19 protein-coding genes, 1 tRNA gene and 2 pseudogenes are annotated in these 18785 nt (G+C 42.5%); 11 read left to right on the top strand and 11 right to left on the bottom strand.

The annotated features are described in order from the left end of the window. Nucleotides 1-181 (top strand): Uma2 family endonuclease (locus O9300_RS15180; RefSeq protein WP_287972506.1); only part of this gene is annotated, 181 nt, incomplete at its 5' end. A gap of 77 nt (nt 182-258) precedes the next feature. Here O9300_RS15180 and O9300_RS15175 read toward each other — a convergent pair. Both O9300_RS15175 and O9300_RS15170 read right to left on the bottom strand, forming a co-directional pair. Further along, on the bottom strand, nt 259-726 hold the full coding sequence (locus O9300_RS15175) for a DUF29 domain-containing protein (protein ID WP_287972504.1): 468 nt from the start codon (nt 724-726) through the stop codon (nt 259-261). Nucleotides 727-848: 122 nt separating this feature from the next. Then, entirely contained in the window at nt 849-1448 is a 600-nt protein-coding gene (locus O9300_RS15170; protein WP_287972503.1) for a Uma2 family endonuclease, read from the bottom strand. A gap of 191 nt (nt 1449-1639) precedes the next feature. Between O9300_RS15170 and O9300_RS15165 the strand changes: the two genes are divergently transcribed. After that, nucleotides 1640-3235 (top strand): Hsp70 family protein, encoded by a 1596-nt coding sequence (locus tag O9300_RS15165; protein ID WP_287972502.1) that lies wholly within the window; start codon nt 1640-1642, stop codon nt 3233-3235. Between the two features lie 411 nt (nt 3236-3646). Here the strand turns inward: O9300_RS15165 and O9300_RS15160 are convergent, their stop codons facing one another. Further along, nucleotides 3647-3778: a hypothetical protein gene (locus tag O9300_RS15160; RefSeq protein ID WP_002757361.1), complete on the bottom strand. Its 132-nt coding sequence runs from the start codon at nt 3776-3778 to the stop codon at nt 3647-3649. A 196-nt stretch (nt 3779-3974) separates the two neighbouring features. Next, complete coding sequence (locus O9300_RS15155; protein ID WP_287730539.1) at nt 3975-5228, bottom strand: competence/damage-inducible protein A; 1254 nt, start codon at nt 5226-5228, stop codon at nt 3975-3977. Between the two features lie 543 nt (nt 5229-5771). Between O9300_RS15155 and O9300_RS15150 the strand changes: the two genes are divergently transcribed. The 3 genes from O9300_RS15150 to O9300_RS15140 all read left to right on the top strand — a co-directional run bounded on the left by O9300_RS15150 (nt 5772) and on the right by O9300_RS15140 (nt 8107). Continuing rightward, the gene (locus O9300_RS15150; protein WP_287972500.1) at nt 5772-7328 is read left to right on the top strand and encodes an AAA-like domain-containing protein; all 1557 of its coding nucleotides are present in this window, start codon (nt 5772-5774) and stop codon (nt 7326-7328) included. A 112-nt stretch (nt 7329-7440) separates the two neighbouring features. Then, nucleotides 7441-7713, top strand: a complete 273-nt coding sequence (locus O9300_RS15145; RefSeq protein ID WP_002790479.1) for an AbrB/MazE/SpoVT family DNA-binding domain-containing protein — start codon at nt 7441-7443, stop codon at nt 7711-7713. Further along, the gene (locus O9300_RS15140) at nt 7706-8107 is read left to right on the top strand and encodes a type II toxin-antitoxin system VapC family toxin (RefSeq protein WP_147070850.1); all 402 of its coding nucleotides are present in this window, start codon (nt 7706-7708) and stop codon (nt 8105-8107) included. Before O9300_RS15145 ends, O9300_RS15140 begins: the two co-directional genes overlap by 8 nt. A 473-nt stretch (nt 8108-8580) precedes the next feature. Here O9300_RS15140 and O9300_RS15135 read toward each other — a convergent pair. Together O9300_RS15135 and O9300_RS15130 are read right to left on the bottom strand one after the other, a co-directional pair. After that, nucleotides 8581-9049 (bottom strand): annotated as a pseudogene (locus O9300_RS15135) (IS1634 family transposase); the annotation flags it as partial. Nucleotides 9050-9112: 63 nt separating this feature from the next. Beyond that, on the bottom strand, nt 9113-9499 hold the full coding sequence (locus tag O9300_RS15130; protein ID WP_287972497.1) for a DUF4359 domain-containing protein: 387 nt from the start codon (nt 9497-9499) through the stop codon (nt 9113-9115). A gap of 101 nt (nt 9500-9600) precedes the next feature. Between O9300_RS15130 and O9300_RS15125 the strand changes: the two genes are divergently transcribed. From O9300_RS15125 to O9300_RS15115, 3 genes are all read left to right on the top strand, one after another. Then, nucleotides 9601-9673, top strand: a tRNA-His gene (locus tag O9300_RS15125). Between the two features lie 505 nt (nt 9674-10178). Continuing rightward, a complete protein-coding gene (locus O9300_RS15120) occupies nt 10179-11123 on the top strand; it encodes an isoaspartyl peptidase/L-asparaginase (RefSeq protein ID WP_002757342.1) in 945 nt (314 codons plus the stop codon). A 70-nt stretch (nt 11124-11193) separates the two neighbouring features. Continuing rightward, nucleotides 11194-12381: an FtsW/RodA/SpoVE family cell cycle protein gene (locus O9300_RS15115; protein ID WP_287972494.1), complete on the top strand. Its 1188-nt coding sequence runs from the start codon at nt 11194-11196 to the stop codon at nt 12379-12381. 1248 nt (nt 12382-13629) lie between these two features. Here O9300_RS15115 and O9300_RS15110 read toward each other — a convergent pair. Further along, nucleotides 13630-13830, bottom strand: a complete 201-nt coding sequence (locus O9300_RS15110) for a hypothetical protein (RefSeq protein ID WP_002798182.1) — start codon at nt 13828-13830, stop codon at nt 13630-13632. Between the two features lie 387 nt (nt 13831-14217). Between O9300_RS15110 and O9300_RS15105 the strand changes: the two genes are divergently transcribed. Continuing rightward, nucleotides 14218-14886, top strand: coding sequence for a lysophospholipid acyltransferase family protein (locus O9300_RS15105; RefSeq protein WP_002798183.1), 669 nt, complete (start codon nt 14218-14220; stop codon nt 14884-14886). Between the two features lie 343 nt (nt 14887-15229). Further along, the gene (locus tag O9300_RS15100) at nt 15230-15604 is read left to right on the top strand and encodes a hypothetical protein (protein WP_147070800.1); all 375 of its coding nucleotides are present in this window, start codon (nt 15230-15232) and stop codon (nt 15602-15604) included. Here O9300_RS15100 and cbiB read toward each other — a convergent pair. The 3 genes from cbiB to O9300_RS15085 are packed head-to-tail and all read right to left on the bottom strand — an operon-like array spanning nt 15545 to nt 17392. Further along, nucleotides 15545-16525, bottom strand: a complete 981-nt coding sequence (cbiB, locus tag O9300_RS15095) for an adenosylcobinamide-phosphate synthase CbiB (protein WP_287972489.1) — start codon at nt 16523-16525, stop codon at nt 15545-15547. The genes O9300_RS15100 and cbiB overlap by 60 nt on opposite strands. 2 nt (nt 16526-16527) lie before the next feature. Further along, nucleotides 16528-17001 (bottom strand): GFA family protein, encoded by a 474-nt coding sequence (locus tag O9300_RS15090; protein WP_002757336.1) that lies wholly within the window; start codon nt 16999-17001, stop codon nt 16528-16530. After that, nucleotides 16949-17392, bottom strand: coding sequence for an Rrf2 family transcriptional regulator (locus tag O9300_RS15085; protein ID WP_287972486.1), 444 nt, complete (start codon nt 17390-17392; stop codon nt 16949-16951). Before O9300_RS15085 ends, O9300_RS15090 begins: the two co-directional genes overlap by 53 nt. 300 nt (nt 17393-17692) lie before the next feature. Here O9300_RS15085 and O9300_RS15080 point away from each other — a divergent pair, with 300 nt between their 5' ends. After that, complete coding sequence (locus O9300_RS15080; RefSeq protein ID WP_002798186.1) at nt 17693-18082, top strand: AbrB family transcriptional regulator; 390 nt, start codon at nt 17693-17695, stop codon at nt 18080-18082. A gap of 263 nt (nt 18083-18345) precedes the next feature. On the opposite strand, the pseudogene O9300_RS15075 reads toward O9300_RS15080, so the two are convergent. Further along, nucleotides 18346-18785 (bottom strand): annotated as a pseudogene (locus tag O9300_RS15075) (zinc ribbon domain-containing protein); the annotation flags it as partial.

Genomic DNA, 18785 nt, shown 5'->3' with positions numbered 1-18785 from the left:
GAAAAAAATGCAGGAATATTTAGATAATGGGACTCGTTTAGGTTGGTTAATCAATAGAAAAACTAGAGAAGTGGAAATTTATCGTCAAGGACAGGCAGTAGAAATTTTAACTAATCCAGAGAGTTTATCGGGGGAAAATATGCTGCCAGAATTTAGTTTAAATCTTACTTTGATTTGGTAAATCAGAGGTAGTGATTGCCGTTTAAAGCTTGGCTTTGTTAGGCATTGTATTCATGGACCAAATACCAAACTTCAGTTTTAAGGAAGATAGTCATAATCAAGGATTTCTGCAAGGGTGAAGGGTGATTCAATCGGGAATAAATCAGCAGCAAGTTGATACTTTCTGACAGTATCTTCTCTGGCTGCTTGGTAACAATCTATCCAGATTTCAGGAATCAATCTTCTCAGACTTGGACTCTCTCTTAATAAGCGTTGAACTTGTCGGCGTTGTTCAACAACTGTGCTGCGCCACCCCTGAGCATTTGTTTCCTTTTCAGTTAGCCAGTAAGTCAATTTAAGCAGATGTTCGGCAATGACGGTTAAGCGACTTTCTAGTTCTCGTTTTTCACTCCTTCCCATCGTTTCAATTTCTTCGATTAAATTTTCTAAGTCTAATTTTTCAAAACGATGTTCTTTGAGCAAGTTAGCGGTTTCTTGTAACCATCCGTAGAAATCTTCTTGATAAAGACTTTTACCTGACGAGACTAAAGACTTTTCGATGCTCATTTGATGATGACCCAAAAATATGATAGAGCAATCGGCGATTCTTGCCACTGTTGCCTCTTGCCTGTTGCCTCTTGCCTGACTTCTGCCAGAAGTCTAATATCGCAGGATTACTCCTGAAAACATCAGAGCTTTAAATTTAAGCTAAAATTGGGTAAAACATCTTCACCCGATAAATCAGTGGGATTTTCTAAGATATCCACTTCCTTTCCTTGACGATAAATTTCAACTTGCCGATTCTGGGGATCGATTAACCAGCCTAACCTTGCCCCATTTTCCCTATATTCGAGCAGTTTTTTCTGTAATTTGTCAAGACTATCAGATTCAGACCGCAATTCGACCACAAAATCGGGACAGAGGGGAATAAATCCTTTTTTCTGCTTAGGGGTTAAAGATTCCCAGCGTTCTCGACTCACCCAAGATAGATCAGGAGAACGAATCGCCCCATTTGGCAGTATAAATCCGGTGGAAGAGTCAAACCCGACTCCTAAAGCTTCATTTTCTTCGCACCAGCGACCCAGTTGAGTCGTTAAGCTAAAATTACGCTGTCCTGATTCGCCACCTGTCGGGGGATTCACGATTAATTCTCCTTGGGCTGTACGTTCTAATTTTAAGTCACGGTTGACCATAGCAAGGGCTTCAAACTGTTCAAGGGTGATAGAGAGAGCGATCGCGCTAGGAATTTCTAAGGAGAGGGTTTCGGGTGAGGTAGTAACTGCTAACATAGTCCTTTGATCAGGTGCAACTCATACATACTATTAAAGATTATTTGTCAAGTTTTTGCTCAGACTTCTTTAGCTTGCGCTGAACAAATTCCCGATTTTTTGGGGAAACTTCCACCTCGATCGGGTGGGTTCAGTAAATAACAGGTTACAATAGCCAATACTTAACTAAATTTACCTAAAAACCATCGATCGTGTTCTACGCTATTGATTTCGGAACCAGTAATACCGTCATTACTCGTTGGAATGGGGCGACAAATAGGGCCGAAACCGTCAAATTATCGGAGTTATCCCAACAAATAGTCGACAATCCCCCCCTAATTCCCAGTTTACTCTATATTAAATCAGCCAATCCCCTGCAAGTAATTGCCGGTCAAGCGGTACGGGATCGGGGTTTAGATATCGATCGAGATCCGCGTTTTTTTCGTCGCTTTAAACGAGGTATCGGGGCAAAAATTCAAGGATTTTTACCTGAATTAGAGGAAACTGTCCTCAGTTTCGAGGGGGTTGGCCAATGGTTTCTCGATAGCATCATCGACCAATTAAAAAACACCGCCCCGGAAACCCCTCAATCTCTAGTTTTAACCGTCCCCGTCGATAGTTTTGAAAGTTACCGCAATTGGTTAAGCAATGTTTGTCAGGGGTGGGAAATCGAACAAATTCGACTAATTGATGAACCCACGGCCGCCGCTTTGGGTTATGGAACTACTGGGGATCAAGTGATTTTAGTGGTAGATTTTGGCGGTGGCACCCTCGATCTTTCTTTGGTACAATTAGATTTAGATAATCCTCAAAAAAATCAAGGTTTTATTCTCAAGTGGGGAGAAAAACTTTTAGGCAATAATTCTGCCCAAAAAACTAAACTAGCGAGAGTTTTAGCCAAGGCGGGGACAAATTTAGGGGGGTCAGATATCGACGATTGGATTGTCGATTATTTTGCCCAAAAGCAATCTTTAGCGAAAACTTCCCTGACTACTCGTCTAGCAGAAAGATTAAAAATTAAACTTTCTTCCCAATTAACCGCCGAGGAGGTATATTTTGATGAGGAAAATTTCGAGAGTTACGAGTTAAGCTTGGATCGAGAACAATTGACCGATATTCTCCAACAACAAAACTTTTTTCATCAATTAGATGATTTAATGACGGGAGTTTTGCAACAGGGAAGACGCAATGGAGTTGAAGTTAGCGATATCGATGCGGTGTTATTAGTCGGGGGAACTGTACAAATTCCGGCGGTAAAAGATTGGGTGCGACAGTATTTTGATAGTAGTAAAATTAAAGAGGATCGACCCTTTGAAGCGATCGCTTTGGGAGCGTTACAATTAGCCCAAGGTTATCAAGTCAAAGATTTTCTCTATCATAGCTACGGGATTCGTTACTGGAATCGTCGTCAAAATGCCCACGCTTGGCATCCGATTATTAACTCTGGACAACCCTATCCCATGGAAAAACCCGTGGAATTAGTCCTAGGTGCTTCCGTGGACAATCAACCTAGCATTGAATTAATTATCGGCGAATTGGGCACAGAAAGGGGGGCGATCGAGGTCTATTTTGATGGTGATAAATTAATTACTCGTTCCCTCGGTAATGGAGAAACTAGCGTCCAACCCTTAAATGATCGCGAGGGGGCCCGATCGATCGCTCAACTCGCTCCTTTAGGTTTGCGGGGCAAAGATCGCATTAAAGTGCAGTTCTGGATTGATGATCAGTGTTTTCTGCGGATTAATGTGGAAGATTTACTCAGTCAAGAATTGTTACTAAATAATCAAATCGTCACCAAATTAAGCTAGGGTTTACGGCAAAAAGTTGCTCGTGGGGGCAGGGTGTGGGGTGTGGGGTGTGGGGTGTGGGGTTTTACCGATTTTGAGGTAGTCAGTTACCTAATTTTCAGGGAAAAAGTCCAGGGATTTTACCCCGGATCACTCCAATGGTCAACACTTTTTGAGGGAAAAAAGTCTAAAAGCCTTATCTAACAAGGTTTTTAGATTTATTCAGCAAACCCTACCTAATCTTTAGGAAAAAATTACCTGAATTTTACCCCCGCTTACTCCCATATCTGGTACTTTTTGATTTCCAAAAAGTCTAAATTTTAGATTTATTCAGCCTGCTCTAAGCTAGACTTGGCTTCACCTAAAAATCAAGTGCAGACTCATAGTAAGTTTGCACTGATATTATCGCAATATTCTGTTTTACCGGTGGCTTTATCGACTGTGATCGCGCACGGGGATCGGGATCAGTTCGGGTTCGGGTTCGGGTTCCGGACCAAAAACACTCTCGATCAGTTTGCGCGCCCATTCTCTCAACTTGTCTATCACTTCATCTAAATAGTCCATTGACCAAATGGCTCCTTTGAGATACTAGCTATGAGTTTTCGTCGATTGATCCCCGCAACAGCTTGATTCTAGAGAATTTTAACTAATTTTCATCGTTTGGCTGTTAAATCTGACGAGCGGGGGAATCTATATCTTGTATTTATATTAAGCTTAACATAACTTTTTAGTCTGAGTATATATTCTTGGCAATTCTTTTTTAAGATATTGTTAATAAATTCCGGCGTAGGCGATCAAGGGCGGTATAAGCACTAATCTGGCGAATTGTCAAGCGATCTCGATTTTCTCCGAAACGATGCTCTGATACGGTAACATTTCCCTCAGGACTGGCTAAACCGATATAAACTAGGCCCACGGGTTTTGTCTCACTGCCTCCTCCTGGTCCGGCAATACCCGTGATACTGATCCCCCAATCCGTAGCGAGGCGTTTTTGCACCCCTAGCGCCATCTGTTGGGCAATAATGGCACTGACAGCCCCGAAATTATTTAAATCCCCTTCATTTACGTCTAAGAGGGCAACTTTTACCCGATTATCGTAGGAAATAACCCCACCCCCAAAATAATCGGAACTGCCGGCGATTTGGGTGATAATTTCCCCTAATCCCCCTCCAGTACAGGATTCTGCCACACTCAAAGTTTGTTTTTGCCGCCGCAAAAGTTCCCCCACCACCGCAGGTAAAGTATCATCATCAGCCCCAAAATAATCTAATCCGGCGATTTCCTTAATTTCCGTCGCTACCGGTTCAATTACCTGCAAAGCAGCCTCTAAAGAAGGGGCTTTGGTCGCAATTCGCAAACGCACTTCGCCTAAACTAGCATAGGGGGCAACGGTGGGATTAGTCAGATCAAATAAATGGGCAACTTTTTCCGCTAAAGCTGACTCACCGATACCGCGAAATTTGAGGTAACGACTATAAATCCTCTCTTTGCCCCATCCTTGACTTTCTAGGTAAGGAATCGCCGTTTCTACCCACATTCTCTTCATTTCTGAGGGTACTCCGGGGAAAGTGAGAATAGTCACGTTAGTCTGTGGTTGCCAGATCATGCCAGGGGCGGTTCCCGTCGGATTTGGCAAAAAATCGGCTCCCATGGGTATTAAAGCCTGTTTACTGTTACTAGGAGGCATTTCTCGCCCTAAGCTCGTAAATTTAGCCTCGATTTCTGCTAAAATCTCCTGATCTTCCCTGAGGGGCGTTTGGAAAAAATCGGCGATTGTTTCTGTAGTTAAATCGTCGGGAGTCGGTCCGAGTCCGCCAGTAAAAATTAAAATTGAAGAACGTTCTCGGGCAATAGCGATCACTTTTTTCAGTCTTTCTACATTATCCCCCACCACCGTTTGATAATAATGGGGAATGCCTAATTTTGCCAATTCTAGGGCTAAATATTGGGCGTTAGTATTAACTATATCCCCTAATAATAATTCCGTTCCTACACAAATAATTTCAGCGGCCATAATTTTTAGCAATTAGCTTAAGATTTTCAATTTTGATCATCAACTTATCTTCTGTCACCACAGTTCAATCGGGTTTCGGTAACGATGGTCATGGAAGTTAACAATACCAGTGCGCTCCAACATTATACCAGTAAGCTATCAACAATCAAGGTCTTGTATATTAGACCTCTGGTAAAAATCAAAAATTGTTGTTAGGGTTAGGAGTCAGTAGCCGGTCGTCAGGAGTCAGGAGAATTAAGAATGAATAATAATCAATTAAACGGTCTATTTACAGATTTTATGGAATTTAATCCTTGTTTTTGCCGTTTTTGAAGCGTCAAAAATTAATTATGCAAGAGGTTTATTAATGCCACTTTTAATAACCAGATTTAGTATCACTACCTATGAGCAAACGTAAAATCAGCGCATTATTCCCTTATATAACAATAATTGATCATAATCAAGCATAACAAAGTATTGCCGATCATCACCTCTTCCTTCCTGCTATCAAAAACCCCACCAAAATCATCTAAAATCAAAATGTCCACTAAATAATAAAATTCTATGACTCGCTGGTTTAATATTGCCGGTCCCTGTAAAGACGATATCCACTATATGCTCTCTCCCACAGTACGATTACCAGATTTAGAGGAGCTAATTCAACAACGTAGTTATTTTGTCCTTCACGCACCACGACAAACGGGGAAAACCACCGCAATGTTAGCCCTAGCACAACAACTTACTAATACTGGAAATTATGCCGCAGTCATGGTATCAGTGGAAGTAGGAAGTGCATTCAATCATGATCCCAGTGCCGCAGAATTAGCAATTTTAGGAACTTGGTATAATACAATAAATATCCGCTTACCCAAAGAATTACAACCACCTGTTAAACAATGGCAACAGGAAGAACCAGGCAATAGAATTAATGATTTTTTAACAGGTTGGGCAAAATCTTTAAACCGACCTTTAGTATTATTTATAGATGAAATTGATTCTTTACAAGACCAAACATTAATATCAGTTTTACGACAGTTAAGAGATGGTTTTCCTAACCGTCCAGAAAATTTCCCGACCTCAGTAGGATTAATTGGTTTACGAGATGTGCGAGATTATAAAGTAGCATCTGGTGGTAGTGATAGATTAAATACATCTAGTCCTTTTAATATTAAAGTTGCTTCTCTGACTATGCGAAATTTTAATCTTGCAGAAGTGGTTGAATTATATCAACAACATACAGCAGCAACCGGACAAATTTTCACACCAGAAGCAATAGAAACAGCGTTTGATTTAACTCAAGGACAACCTTGGTTAGTCAATGCTTTAGCTAAAGAAATTGTAGAAAAAATGGTAAAAGATAGAAGTATTGCTATTACCAAAGAACACATTTTAACAGCCAAAGAAATATTAATTGCTCGTCAGGATACTCATTTAGATAGTTTAGCTGAAAGGTTAAGAGAACCAAGAATTAAAGCCATTATTGAACCGATGTTAGCAGGTTTAGAATTAGGAAATATACCTAATGATGATATTCAATTTGTCATTGATTTAGGATTATGTAAAATGCACCCCTATGGAGGATTAACTATTGCTAATCCCATTTATAGGGAAGTTTTACCCAGGGTGTTAACTGTGACACCAATGGCTTCTTTACCAATGATTGCACCCACTTGGTTAACCCCAGAAGGTGAATTAAATCTAGCTGCTTTATTAACAGCATTTCTCAAATTTTGGCGACAACAGGTCGAACCATTATTAGGTAGTACAGGCTATCATGAAATCGCTCCACATATAGTATTAATGGCTTTTTTACATCGTGTTATTAATGGTGGGGGAGTTTTAGAAAGGGAATATGCAATTGGTAGTGATAGAATGGATTTATGTCTGAGTTATAAAGATGTAATTTTAGGGATTGAATTAAAAGTATGGCGGGATAAAAAACGCGATCCTCAAGCTGATGGGATCGAACAATTAGAGTCTTATTTAGGGCGTTTGGGTTTAGATTTTGGTTGGTTATTTATCTTTGATAGGCGGAAAAATGCCTTACCAATGGAAGAAAGATTATCAACTGAAGTTGTGGTGACAGAAAATCAATATAGAATTACTGTGATTCGGGCGTGAGTGTTTCCAAAACTCACTGTTTGCGTTACATTTCATTAACGCACCCTACAGGATTAACTTTTAGAATTTTTGCTAAACTAGAAATAGGTATAAAACAAGGAAATATAAAGTTATGACAGTTGCTAATTCATCACTTTCTCAACAATACATACTTGATATTGAACCAGAAGGACGTTTAACTTTACCGCAAGAAATCCAACAAATTCTTAATTTAGAATCTGGAGATAGATTAATCTTAACTCTGGAAGATAATGGAACACTGCAATTAGTTAGTCTCAAAAATCAAGTTAAAAAATTAAGAGGTTTATTAAAAAATAAATCACCTGATAGAAATTTAGTAGATGAACTTATTCAAGAACGCAGACAGGAGTATTTAAGTGAATAAATATGTGTTAGATGCTTCTGCCTTTTTAGCTTATCTTAGAGATGAACTAGGAGCAGAAATTGTAGAAAATGCCTTGATTAATGGGTGTTATATCAGTATTATTAATTGGGTAGAGGTATTATCGAAAATTGTTGACTTAGGAGAATCCCCAGAGGAAATTATTAAACGATTGAGAGATGAAGGATTATTACAAAATAGTCTAGAAATTATTGCTTGCAATGAGGAAGATGCTATAACTATAGCTAAATTTCGAGTTTTAACTAAAAGTGCAGGATTATCCTTAGGAGATCGTGCTTGTCTTGCTTTAGGTAAACGCTTGAATTTACCTGTGTTAACAGCAGATAAAGTATGGACCAGTTTATCTCTGGGAATTACTATTACTTTGATTCGTTAAAGTTCATCATCATTTGACAAATACTTTTTAACAACTGAAAATTTGGAACTGCATTCAAAACAGTAATAAGGTGCGTTAATGAAATGTAACGCACCCTACTGGACTGTTTCAACTAAAATAGGGCAATAGATTTCGGCTTAAAATCTTAGATTATAGAATTTATAGCATTTTTCTAATACACCAAATTAGCTGAAACAATCCACTACAGGATTGGATATCACTAGAGATTAAAACCCACATTCCGCACTTTATGATTAAGTCGCAATAACGCCACCAAGAAAAACTGATTGAACCGACAAAATTTGTTGAGATTAGAGAATTTTTACATCTGACTTCACCAAGAATAATTTGACAGAAGCAAGGATCGCTCAAGTTAGACATGGTTAAACTAAAGTGGCCTAATTTATTGGACACTTTTCGGGGAAAAAGTTTTTTCTGGGATTGACTTAAACTGAATTTGCTCAATTTGATTCTCAACTTACTTGGTAGTAATTTTGGCAATAAATCGAAAAATATTCAAGAATATCAAGAATCTCCTCAGTTAAATTACTGATGTGGCTTTGAGCATTAATCTTGACTAAATGAATCCCCTGTAAAATCTGAAATATCCATCTTAAAGTTGGTTTATCTGTGGCTTTACCAAGTTTATTTTTGACTTTTCCACCTTTCCTTTGTAGTTCCCCTCTTAACATTCTTTGTCCCAGACTATATACTAATAAGCATATTTCCATTAAAAAAACCATTGTTTCTATCCTTTTTGGGGTTTTCACCAAGACACTATCTGCTAGAAATAAGGGGTCTTTAATGAATCTAAATCCTCGTTCACAAGATTGTTGTGCTTTATATTCATCAAGCATTTCTTCCGCCGATAGGTTTTCCTTGTCGAGAACAGGCGATAATAAATCTTCCTGCTCTTTCTGTTTCGGCTTTAATAATTTCAGCTATCACCACTACAATAAAATCACTACCATCAGGATTTACTCTCGGAAAATTTCAATTGCCTGACTACAATTCTAAAGCTTCATAGATGTATAATTTATTCAAAAAACCGACGGTGCTGAAGTGATAACTAGGTAAAGGCGGAGGGAACGATAATTCCGTTTGATAAACGCTGAAAATGACAAAATTCTTTCTAGTGGTGTTAGTGGCGATCGCTTCTTGTAAAAAAGGATGACCCGTATCCACCAACATTTTACAGTAACCTCGCAAGAGAGCCTGCACCTCGATGGAAGCTTGCGCCCGAGCGCAGACATTATCCTTAAGATAGCTAGTTAACCTCTGGGAAGCGTATTGTTCGTAATCTTGACGATTGGGGTTAGTTGTCAGCAATATCCCCGCAATTCCCCCTAAAACCACTCCTACCACCATTCCCCCTAACCGCGCCAATTTCATAAGCTCTCAAATCATCACTCACTAACCCTAACCATAGCCCGAATTAGGATAAAAAACCTGTTGTCAACGATTCGTTTTCTGGTATAGTAGATAGATGTACGGCGAGCGTAGCCAAGTGGTTAAGGCAGTGGATTGTGGTTCCACCACTCGGGGGTTCGAGTCCCCTCGTTCGCCCTCTTTTTAAGGATCGCTGATGATTAGGCTTTGAGGGAGTCGATTGGCACTTACCCACTCAAATCCCCAATCAATTCGTTAACCTCAAAATAGTCTTTATGTACTGATAAATTTCGGTGAGAACGGTCAATGTGTTGGCTAGACTGTATTTGAGACAATTGAGCAAATTCTCGCTTCCAGAAAGGAGCGAACGGTGAGTAATTAGGGTTGGCTGAATAAATCTGAAAACCTTGTTGGGTAACACTTTTAGATCTTTTGTCAATCAAAAAGTACCGGTTCTGGGAGTGATCGGGGCAAAATCCCTGGACTTTTTCCCTGAAAATTAGGTAATTGAACCCCTGAAAATGGGTAAAACCCCACACCCCACACCCCACACCCCGCACCCTGTCCCCACGAAAAACTTTTTGCCGCAAACCCTACTTACCGGTTAAGACGGCACTGGAGAAGCGGAGTAGCGATAACGTGATAGTTTAGATCCGATCGGTAATGTGATATTGGGACAATAATGACCAAAGTAAATCCGAAGTTAATTATTCATGGGGGAGCAAGTTCCCTAGAGGACAAAGGTGGTTTAGAATCAGTCCGCGATTCTCTCCGGGGGATTGTTAAGAATATTTACAACCTCCTTGACAATGGTGCTAGTGCTGTGGAGGCGGTGACGAAAGGATGTATGTTACTGGAGGATGAACCGCGATTTAATGCCGGGACCGGTTCGGTGGTGCAATCGGACGGTCAGGTGCGAATGAGTGCAGCCTTGATGGATGGTCGTCACCAGCGTTTAAGCGGTGTTATTAACGTCTCGCGGGTACAGAATCCCATTAGCCTAGCTCAATTTCTCCAAAGTCAAGAGGATCGCATTCTCTCGGAAATTGGAGCTGCAGATCTGGCCAGAGAATTACAAATTCCCCTCTATGATCCCCTCACCGATTATCGGATTCAAGAATGGATGGAGGAAAGAAAGACGAATTTTAACCGTAAAATGGCCCGTTTATTCGCCGATTCGTCAGCGCAACGGGGAACTATCGGGGTAGTGGCTCTTGATCAGCAAGGAGACATCGCCGCCGGAACTTCTACCGGGGGGAAGGGACTAGAAAGAATCGGTCGCGTTAGTGACAGTGCCATGCCGGCTGGCAATTATGCGAATCCATGGGCTGGAGTAAGCTGTACGGGGGTCGGGGAAGATATTATCGATGAGTGTTTAGCCGCTAAGGTGGTCATTCGCGTCACCGATGGTTTTTCCCTCGCCGCTGCCGTGGAGAAATCCATGCGCGAATCCCAAACTAATGGTCGGGATCTAGGCATGATTTCCCTTGATCGTCAGGGGAATATTGTTTGGGGGAAAACGGCGGAAATTCTCTTGGCTGCCTATCACGACGGTCAGGCGATCGGTGATACCCTAGAATGGCACGGTGAAAATGTGGGTTTAATCGGTCATGTAGCCGTCGGATAGTGGAACAAACTGCGATCGAGCCTAGTCTTTTCGGTTAATCTGTACAAGATACTTCTTCTCGAAAATCTCCGTGTGGCAATACATTATTCCTATTTTTGACCCCGATGTGAAAAACTGGTCAGCCGAAGCGCGATTATTGCGCTGGATGACTTTTTTGTGGCTGTCAGTCGGGTTAGTGGTGCTTTTTTCCGCTTCCTACGCTCTAGCTGACAGTCGCTTTGATAACGGACTATACTATTTTATCCGCCAATTAATCTGGCTTTGGATTGGCTTAATTGGCTTTAATTTCCTGGTGCGATTGCCGATCGAGAAACTCCTCAAAATCGCACCCTGGATGATTTTATTAGTGTTAGGATTAATTTTGATCACTCTCATCCCCGGTTTGGGAACTAATATCAACGGTGCCACCCGTTGGATTAAAATCGGGCCGATTCTCTTGCAACCGTCGGAATTTATGAAACCGTTTCTCGTCCTGCAAGGGGCGGCGGTTTTCGGTGGTTGGCCGCGTTTAAATGTCAATCAACGGTTAACTTGGATCGCTATTTTTGGGCTAATTCTAGCGGGCATCCTCTTACAACCTAACTTGAGTACCACTGCTCTGTGTGGTATAACTCTCTGGCTGATCGCTCTTGCCTCCGGTCTGCCTTTATCCTACATGACCAGCAGTGCTTTACTGGGTTTAACTATGGCCGTGGTTAGTGTTACTTTCCGCGAATACCAGAGAAAACGGATTTTGTCTTTCTTAAACCCCTGGCAGGATCCCCGGGGTGATGGTTATCAATTAGTGCAGAGTTTACTGGCGATCGGTTCTGGCGGAACCACCGGCAGCGGTTACGGTTTATCCCAACAAAAATTATTTTATCTACCCTTCCCAGATACGGATTTTATTTTTGCTGTCTTTGGCGAGGAATTTGGTTTTATTGGCGGTATTTTACTGTTAATCATGCTATTTCTCTACGCTACTCTCGCCCTGATCGTGGCGGTTAAATGTCGTCATCGCATCAAAAAATTAGTGGCGATCGGGGCGATGGTAATTTTAATCGGTCAATCCCTGTTAAATATCGGTGTGGCCACTGGTTCTTTACCCACTACCGGCTTACCTTTCCCTCTCTTTAGTTATGGCGGCAGTTCCAGTTTAGCCAGTCTCTTTTTAGCCGCCCTCTTAATCCGCGTGGCTAGGGAAGAAAATGACCCCGATCCGGTTTCCACCATTAAAAAAAGTCCTCAGAAAATTGTCTCGGTTTTCAGTCATCAGTGATGGATTGGGAATTATGAATTATGAATTGGGGAAGTGGGGAAGCTGTCTCATCACCCTATCACCCCAAAACCCCCCGCAACGCGCAAGCAGTGACCCCCCTATCTCCTGATTCCTGACTCCTCACCCAATGTTCGACAAAGATAAGTAAAAATTATTTACTGACTCCAAAAACTTGAGAATATTTAAATTAACATTCCGCAATATTTACAAATTCTTAAGAATTAATTGAGAAAGATTTTTATTTAACAACGATGTTACAATGGTGACAGCGATTTGATAGAATTTCATAATCGGTTATTCTGTGCTTTTTTGGGTAGCAATGGTTGAAACCCTTGCCACACCTACAGGGTGATCCTAATTAAGACGGGTAAATCAGTCAATTTCACGGGCAACGATGATCTTTTTTTTGTGTAGTTTTATTGCAAAAAAAAAGTTTTTTTGACAAAAAGCACAAAGTATGATATTAGCCCAATGGATTTCTGGCTGCGAGTAATTATTGCAGAGAAGGGAAAGGGGAAAGGGGAGAAGGGAGAGGGGAGAAGGGAGAATAAATAGGGTTTGCGGCAAAAAGTTTTTCTTGGGGGCAGGGTGTGGGGTGTGGGGGGTCGGGTTTTACCGATTTTCAGGTGGTCAATTACCTAGGGTTTGCGGCAAAAAGTTTTTCCTGGGGGCAGGGTGTGGGGTGTGGGGTGTGGGGTGTGGGGTTTTACCAGTTTTGAGGTGACCAATTACCTAATTTTCAGGGAAAAAGTACCTGAATTTTCCCCCTGATCACTCCCATGCCGGGTACTTTTTGATTGACAAAAAGTCTAAAAGTCTTACCCAACAAGGTTTTTAGATTTATTCAGCCAACCCTACCTAATTTTCAGGGAAAAAGTACCTGAATTTTCCCCCCGCTCACTCCCAGGGCCAGTACTTTTTGATTGACAAAAAGTCTAAAAGTCTTATCCAACAAGGTTTTTATACTAAATCCGTTGAGTATAAGCTACTGATGAGGACAGGCACTCATGCAAAAGGGGGAATAAATAATCAGTCTTTAATAACCGGATTTAGTATTAGATTTATTCAGCAAGCTCTAATTAAAGATTTTCTTAAGATTTCTGTCCATAGCCGCTCCCCGCTCCCATGCAGTCTCAACCAGAGTTTTAGGCTTAACCGAGCCGTATTACCCCGCACCCCAGGGGAACTGTAGCCAATTTTGTCGGCAAGGTGCGAACTAACCCCCGTTCCCCGTTCCCCGGCCAAACCCTAGAAATCATCGGGAATAATCCATTGGGTCGGTTGCGTCAGTTTTTTTAGTCTAGCGGCTTCTGCCATTTCTAGCATCTTTTCCAAAGAAGTTTCGGCAATGAATTTGGCTGCTTCAGCGGCATGAGCTTGATTGGGGCATTTATCGCCTAAAATACAACCATTTAGGCAATCTACAGCACAATTTACCTGTTTTTCCATAAAAATTCTCTTTTTCTGACTAGATTTGGCCTTTATATTTTAACCCAACTTTTTTTCAATACCTAAGCAAAATTAATTACACCAAATCCGTTTTTAATAGTGCGATTAACTCCCAAGTTATGGATTGTTTCTCCCCGCTTGCTGCTATGCCGCTCCCCACTGACCCCTCTCGACTTTCCTATACTTTTTAAACAGGATTTAGTCGGACACATCTTGCTAATCCTTTTGCCGCTCTCAACCCTAGCTAAGTAATTATGCCAGTTAAGAAAGCGGCACGCTTAACCTTTCCCTAACCCATAAATTGCTATATATTTTAATTGTGTGAGGAGTGAGAAGAAAGCAAAGTCCTTGGGGTCGAAACACGGCAAGACTCCCGAGGGCTTTTCCATGTCTAGGGAACAGTTGTCAGTCATGAACCAGCCTCAAGAGCGAGAACCTTTTGCCAGTTTAGTTTTATATCATCTCTTTAAATGGTCGATCGTTAGCCCAACCCTACACGGCTATTTTCGCGGTCGCGTTTACGGAGTGGAAAATGTCCCCCGGCGTCATCCTCTGATTATCGTCTGCAATCACGCCAGTTACTTCGATCCACCCCTATTATCCTGTGCCGTGCGTCGTCCCGTAGCTTATATGGCTAAAGAAGAATTATTTACCATCCCGATTTTAAAACAGGCGATCGCTCTTTATGGGGCCTATCCCGTCAAACGCGGCAGTGGTGATCGGGGGGCAATTCGGGCGGCGATGGGAGCATTAGCGGCGGGCTGGGCAGTGGGATTGTTTCTGGAGGGAACGCGTACCGAGGACGGATTGATCCATCAACCAAAACTAGGCGCGGCGATGATTGCCGCTAAAGCGGGAGTTCCCCTGTTACCCGTCAGTTTGTGGGGGACAGAAAAGATTTTTCAAAAAGGTTCTTCTTTTCCCCATAGTATCCCCTTGACTATTCGCATCGGGGAAGTGCTGCCGCCACCGATTTCTAACAAAAGAGAAGCTTTACAGGCAGTTACCGAGCGCTGTGCCGAAATTATTAACGGATTACACGCCCTCGGACGTTAAATCGACCTTTCAAACAGGATTTAGTCAGCTAAGACGCATTTTAACCGCCTATCCTTAGATTAGCTAAATCTCTCCCCCCCTTGTCCTAGGGCTGTTTCATTCTCCCATCAGAATATCAAAAGTAAAAGCGATCACTGTCTTTGTAAAATGAGAAGTGACCGGCAACTTTTAAAATATATGTTGAGCTTAATAGAAAAACTAAAACAAGTCAAGGACTTTCGGAAAGATAAAGGAAAAAGACCCCCTTTTTAGGGCGACGGGAGCGTCAATAGATTTCTTTCCCCTACACTTTGAAGTGGGGAATGTGGGTTAAAATTGGCATAACTCGACCATCGCCTCGACCATGTTCTTTTTTGTCCTCGGCTTCAATCTAGGCTTAACTTTATTTAATTGCTTTCTAGTCTGGAAATTGTGGCAATTGCGGCGGATTTTAGGGCGAGTGACCAAAATTTTAAACCGGGTGGAACGACGTTTACACCACATTTTTTACCCCGCCCCCGAATATATTGTCATCGCCGGGGCGAAAACCTATTATCTCAGACAAAACTATCAACGTCTCTGCGGACAGATACAGATACTGCAATCCCTATTCTTGACCTTCTCCCTGATTATCCGTTACTGGCAGCGTCAATCCCGTCAACGCCGTCGCCTCTGGTCGCTAAAATTGAGCAAAATCTCTAGCAATCAAGCAGCTGACAGCGATCGCCAGCCAAAGTAATACACAAGTACGAGTTAAATTCAAAGCCTGTTCGACGGTTTTGACGGTAATCGGGTTGAGGTTATCGCCCAATAAAGGTTTTTCCACAATCTGGCCTCGATATTGATTTTTACCCCCCAATTGCACCCCCAAAATCGCCCCATAGACGCATTCACTCCAACCAGAATTAGGACTAGGATCCCGACGGGCATCGCGCCAACAAATGCTTAAAACCCGCCCCGGCTGGCCCGAAATTAGGGCGAGAGTTAATACCGTTAAACGACAAGGTAGCCATGTCAAAACATCCTCGCTTTTGGCACTAAACCAACCCATATGGGTGTAGGGTGGCCGACGATAGCCAATCATCGAATCGAGGGTACTAGCAGCTTTATAAGCGCAAGCGAGGGGAACTGGCCCCACCCCCAGAAAAGCACCGAGAAGGGCATAAAAAAGTGGCGCGGTAACTCCATCCACACCATTTTCACTGACGGTTTCTAATAGGGCGCGGAGGATTTCTTCCCGGCCGAGATTATCTGTGTCGCGACCAACGTATAAACTTAGTTGGCAACGAGCTAAGGTGATATTTTCAGCTTGTAAAGGTGCGATGACTGTTTCGGCAGCCCTGCGTAAACTTCTACCGGCTAAACAACTAGCCAAGAGAATCATTTGTACTAGGCAACTCAGCAGCAAATTGACCTGACCTAACCATTGGATTCCTAGCCAAGTTAAAACCCCGGCCAAGATAATTAAACCTAGTCCCAGAATTATGCCCGCTAAACGTTGGCGAATTTTTTCCCGCGTCCAATTAAGGATAACTTTTGTGGCAACGGCAATAATCGCCCCCATCACCTGCACTGGATGAATCCATCCCCAAGGATCGCCGACCAGATAATCTAAAACCGCCCCTAATACTAAAATGATCGCCGTTGCCGCTTCCTTCACAATTACTCCCTTTTCCCATCGATATCCCGAATTTTCTCAATATTGTCTTCCCAGTTAGCCCCATCAAAGAACTGGATCTGAAAATCGCCTAAGACATTGCCCTCCAAACAGCGCAGGTTTATATCTATAGCGTCAGGATGGGAGCGGGGACGATAGAAAGGATGAATACCACAAACACGACAAAAATAATGTTGGGCCGTGTGGGTATTAAATGTATAGGTACTTAAAAAATCTTCACCGCTTAGGAGGGTAAATTGTGCTGAAGGAACAATCAGATGCAGAAAGCCTTTTTTCTGACAAATGGAACAATTACAGTCTAGAGCTTGATCATGCTCGATCGCCACTTGAAAACGGATCGCTCCACAGTGACAACCCCCCCCATAAATCTTTGCTTGTGTTGTTGCTGTCATAACTTCTAAACTACTAAACAATAAAGCTGGTTTCCTCTCCCCTAGCGGCGATCCAGCTACGGGCATCGTAGTATAAATCGGCTAAGGTAATCTTCCCTAGGGCCTCTTTTAATTTCTCGTGTAGGTGTTTCCAGATAGTAAATGTCACCCAATCTTCTGCCTGTTCGTCCCTGGGATGATAGCCTGATAATGGCTCGATCGTCTCTCCCACTGCCTCCAGAATTTGCCCCAACGAGATACGATTTGCCGGCCTGGCCAATTGATAACCCCCTTGCGCTCCCCGAAAGGAGCGAACTAACCCCGCTCGTCGCATTTCTATCAGCAATTTCTCTAGATAAGCGGCCGGGATATCTTGACGCAGGGCGATCGATTTTACCGAGACGGGAGTTCCTCTAGCTTGTAAACTAAGATCCAGCAAGGCTTTAACACTATAGTGACCCCTAGTTGTTAGCTTCATTATCCCTCATTTTTACCTCTTGATCTCTATCCTACCCCCTGCCCTCATTGATGACAGAAAGGTTAACCTCCCTTCCCTCAGCATCTCGATCAACATTGGTAAATTCTGTTAAGATTTCGATCGAGAGATAGCCTGTAATCAATTACAATCAATTTCCTCAAGCAAGTGATAATTTTTAGTTTATACCGTGTAAGATGAGTGTAGAGATCAATCGTAACCCGATTGTTTCTGGCCAGGGGGAGCAATTCTCCTCGACTAGCCTTGATGACCCTAACCTTTACTTATCTGCCGCGAACTTAAATGAACAAAACTACTAATCCAGAACCCCTGACTGGCCTCGAACTAATTGAGAAAGTTAAACAGCTAGGCAACCTCAGCAAAGAGGAAAAAGCTCGGGAATGCGGCTACTATACCATGACAAAAAATGGTATTGAACGCGTTAATATGATGAAATTTCTCAATGCTTTAATCGATGCCGAGGGAATTGACTTAGATAGCAGTGCCAATGGACACGGACGAGGTGGGCGCTCGGCCAGCTACCGGATCAGTGTCCAATCCAATAATAATCTCCTAATCGGTTCGGCCTACACCAAAAAAATGGGACTCAAACCGGGAGATGAATTTGAAATTACTTTGGGGAGAAAACATATTCATCTCAAGCAAGTTGGTGCCAGCGACGACGACGAATAGCAATAATTAAGGAGAGAGCCGTTTAACTCTCTCCTTGCCATTAGTTGACATCCTCACCGCCGTAAACGGACGGTGATTCCTCACCACGCCACCTTTTTAAGATGGTCGCGTCAATGGGGTTAAACCCAAATTTTCGATAAGCTCTTGTCCATTGAAACTGGGTATTTTATCCTCAATCAGTCTTTAAGCATCTAGATCAAAGACTCCGTTCGATATGTCCGGTTAATTTTGTCCTATTAACCGCGTTTGACATACTCCCACCGTCAAGCTACGCTGTGACGGGGGATTCTTGACCTATCACTATCGGAAATTCCTTGCTCAACGAGACGGCTTAAATTCTCAATGTCTCCATTAAAAACCCAGAGGTCGGACTCTCCCCCCCCCTTGCCCCCCCGCCCCCCCCCGATGTCGGGGGGGCAGGGGGGGTGGGGGGTTTGGGTCGGTTTCTGTTTGCCCAACAGTACCGTTGACACTTCGACTTCGCTCAGTGTCAATGCCGAGCGAAGTCGAGGCATTGAGATGATTTCCCAAATATTGCAACCCTTTTTTAAGAATGTTGATGGCTGCATTATGATCCCTATCTAAGACTGTTTTACAATTGGGGCATTGATGAGTTCTAGTGCTTAATGATTTTTGAACTCTCGTCCCACAAACTGAACAATCTTGGCTAGTAAAATGGGGAGGAACAGCAACACAAACAATC

The sequence above is a fragment of the Microcystis sp. LE19-195.1E genome, from assembly GCF_027532095.1.
Taxonomy (GTDB): Bacteria; Cyanobacteriota; Cyanobacteriia; order Cyanobacteriales; family Microcystaceae; genus Microcystis; species Microcystis aeruginosa.
Note: the sequence above shows the minus strand (reverse complement) of the source record. Positions and strands in the feature narration are given on the sequence as shown.

What these genes read in the sequence shown, in the direction of transcription:
- O9300_RS15175 (WP_287972504.1), bottom strand. Translation starts at nt 726, where the DNA reads ATGAGCATCGAAAAGTCTTTAGTCTCGTCAGGTAAAAGTCTTTATCAA.
- O9300_RS15170 (WP_287972503.1), bottom strand. Translation starts at nt 1,448, where the DNA reads ATGTTAGCAGTTACTACCTCACCCGAAACCCTCTCCTTAGAAATTCCT.
- O9300_RS15160 (WP_002757361.1), bottom strand. Translation starts at nt 3,778, where the DNA reads ATGGACTATTTAGATGAAGTGATAGACAAGTTGAGAGAATGGGCGCGC.
- O9300_RS15155 (WP_287730539.1), bottom strand. Translation starts at nt 5,228, where the DNA reads ATGGCCGCTGAAATTATTTGTGTAGGAACGGAATTATTATTAGGGGAT.
- O9300_RS15150 (WP_287972500.1), top strand. Translation starts at nt 5,772, where the DNA reads ATGACTCGCTGGTTTAATATTGCCGGTCCCTGTAAAGACGATATCCAC.
- O9300_RS15145 (WP_002790479.1), top strand. Translation starts at nt 7,441, where the DNA reads ATGACAGTTGCTAATTCATCACTTTCTCAACAATACATACTTGATATT.
- O9300_RS15130 (WP_287972497.1), bottom strand. Translation starts at nt 9,499, where the DNA reads ATGAAATTGGCGCGGTTAGGGGGAATGGTGGTAGGAGTGGTTTTAGGG.
- O9300_RS15120 (WP_002757342.1), top strand. Translation starts at nt 10,179, where the DNA reads ATGACCAAAGTAAATCCGAAGTTAATTATTCATGGGGGAGCAAGTTCC.
- O9300_RS15110 (WP_002798182.1), bottom strand. Translation starts at nt 13,830, where the DNA reads ATGGAAAAACAGGTAAATTGTGCTGTAGATTGCCTAAATGGTTGTATT.
- O9300_RS15105 (WP_002798183.1), top strand. Translation starts at nt 14,218, where the DNA reads ATGTCTAGGGAACAGTTGTCAGTCATGAACCAGCCTCAAGAGCGAGAA.
- O9300_RS15100 (WP_147070800.1), top strand. Translation starts at nt 15,230, where the DNA reads ATGTTCTTTTTTGTCCTCGGCTTCAATCTAGGCTTAACTTTATTTAAT.
- O9300_RS15090 (WP_002757336.1), bottom strand. Translation starts at nt 17,001, where the DNA reads ATGCCCGTAGCTGGATCGCCGCTAGGGGAGAGGAAACCAGCTTTATTG.
- O9300_RS15085 (WP_287972486.1), bottom strand. Translation starts at nt 17,392, where the DNA reads ATGAAGCTAACAACTAGGGGTCACTATAGTGTTAAAGCCTTGCTGGAT.
- O9300_RS15080 (WP_002798186.1), top strand. Translation starts at nt 17,693, where the DNA reads ATGAACAAAACTACTAATCCAGAACCCCTGACTGGCCTCGAACTAATT.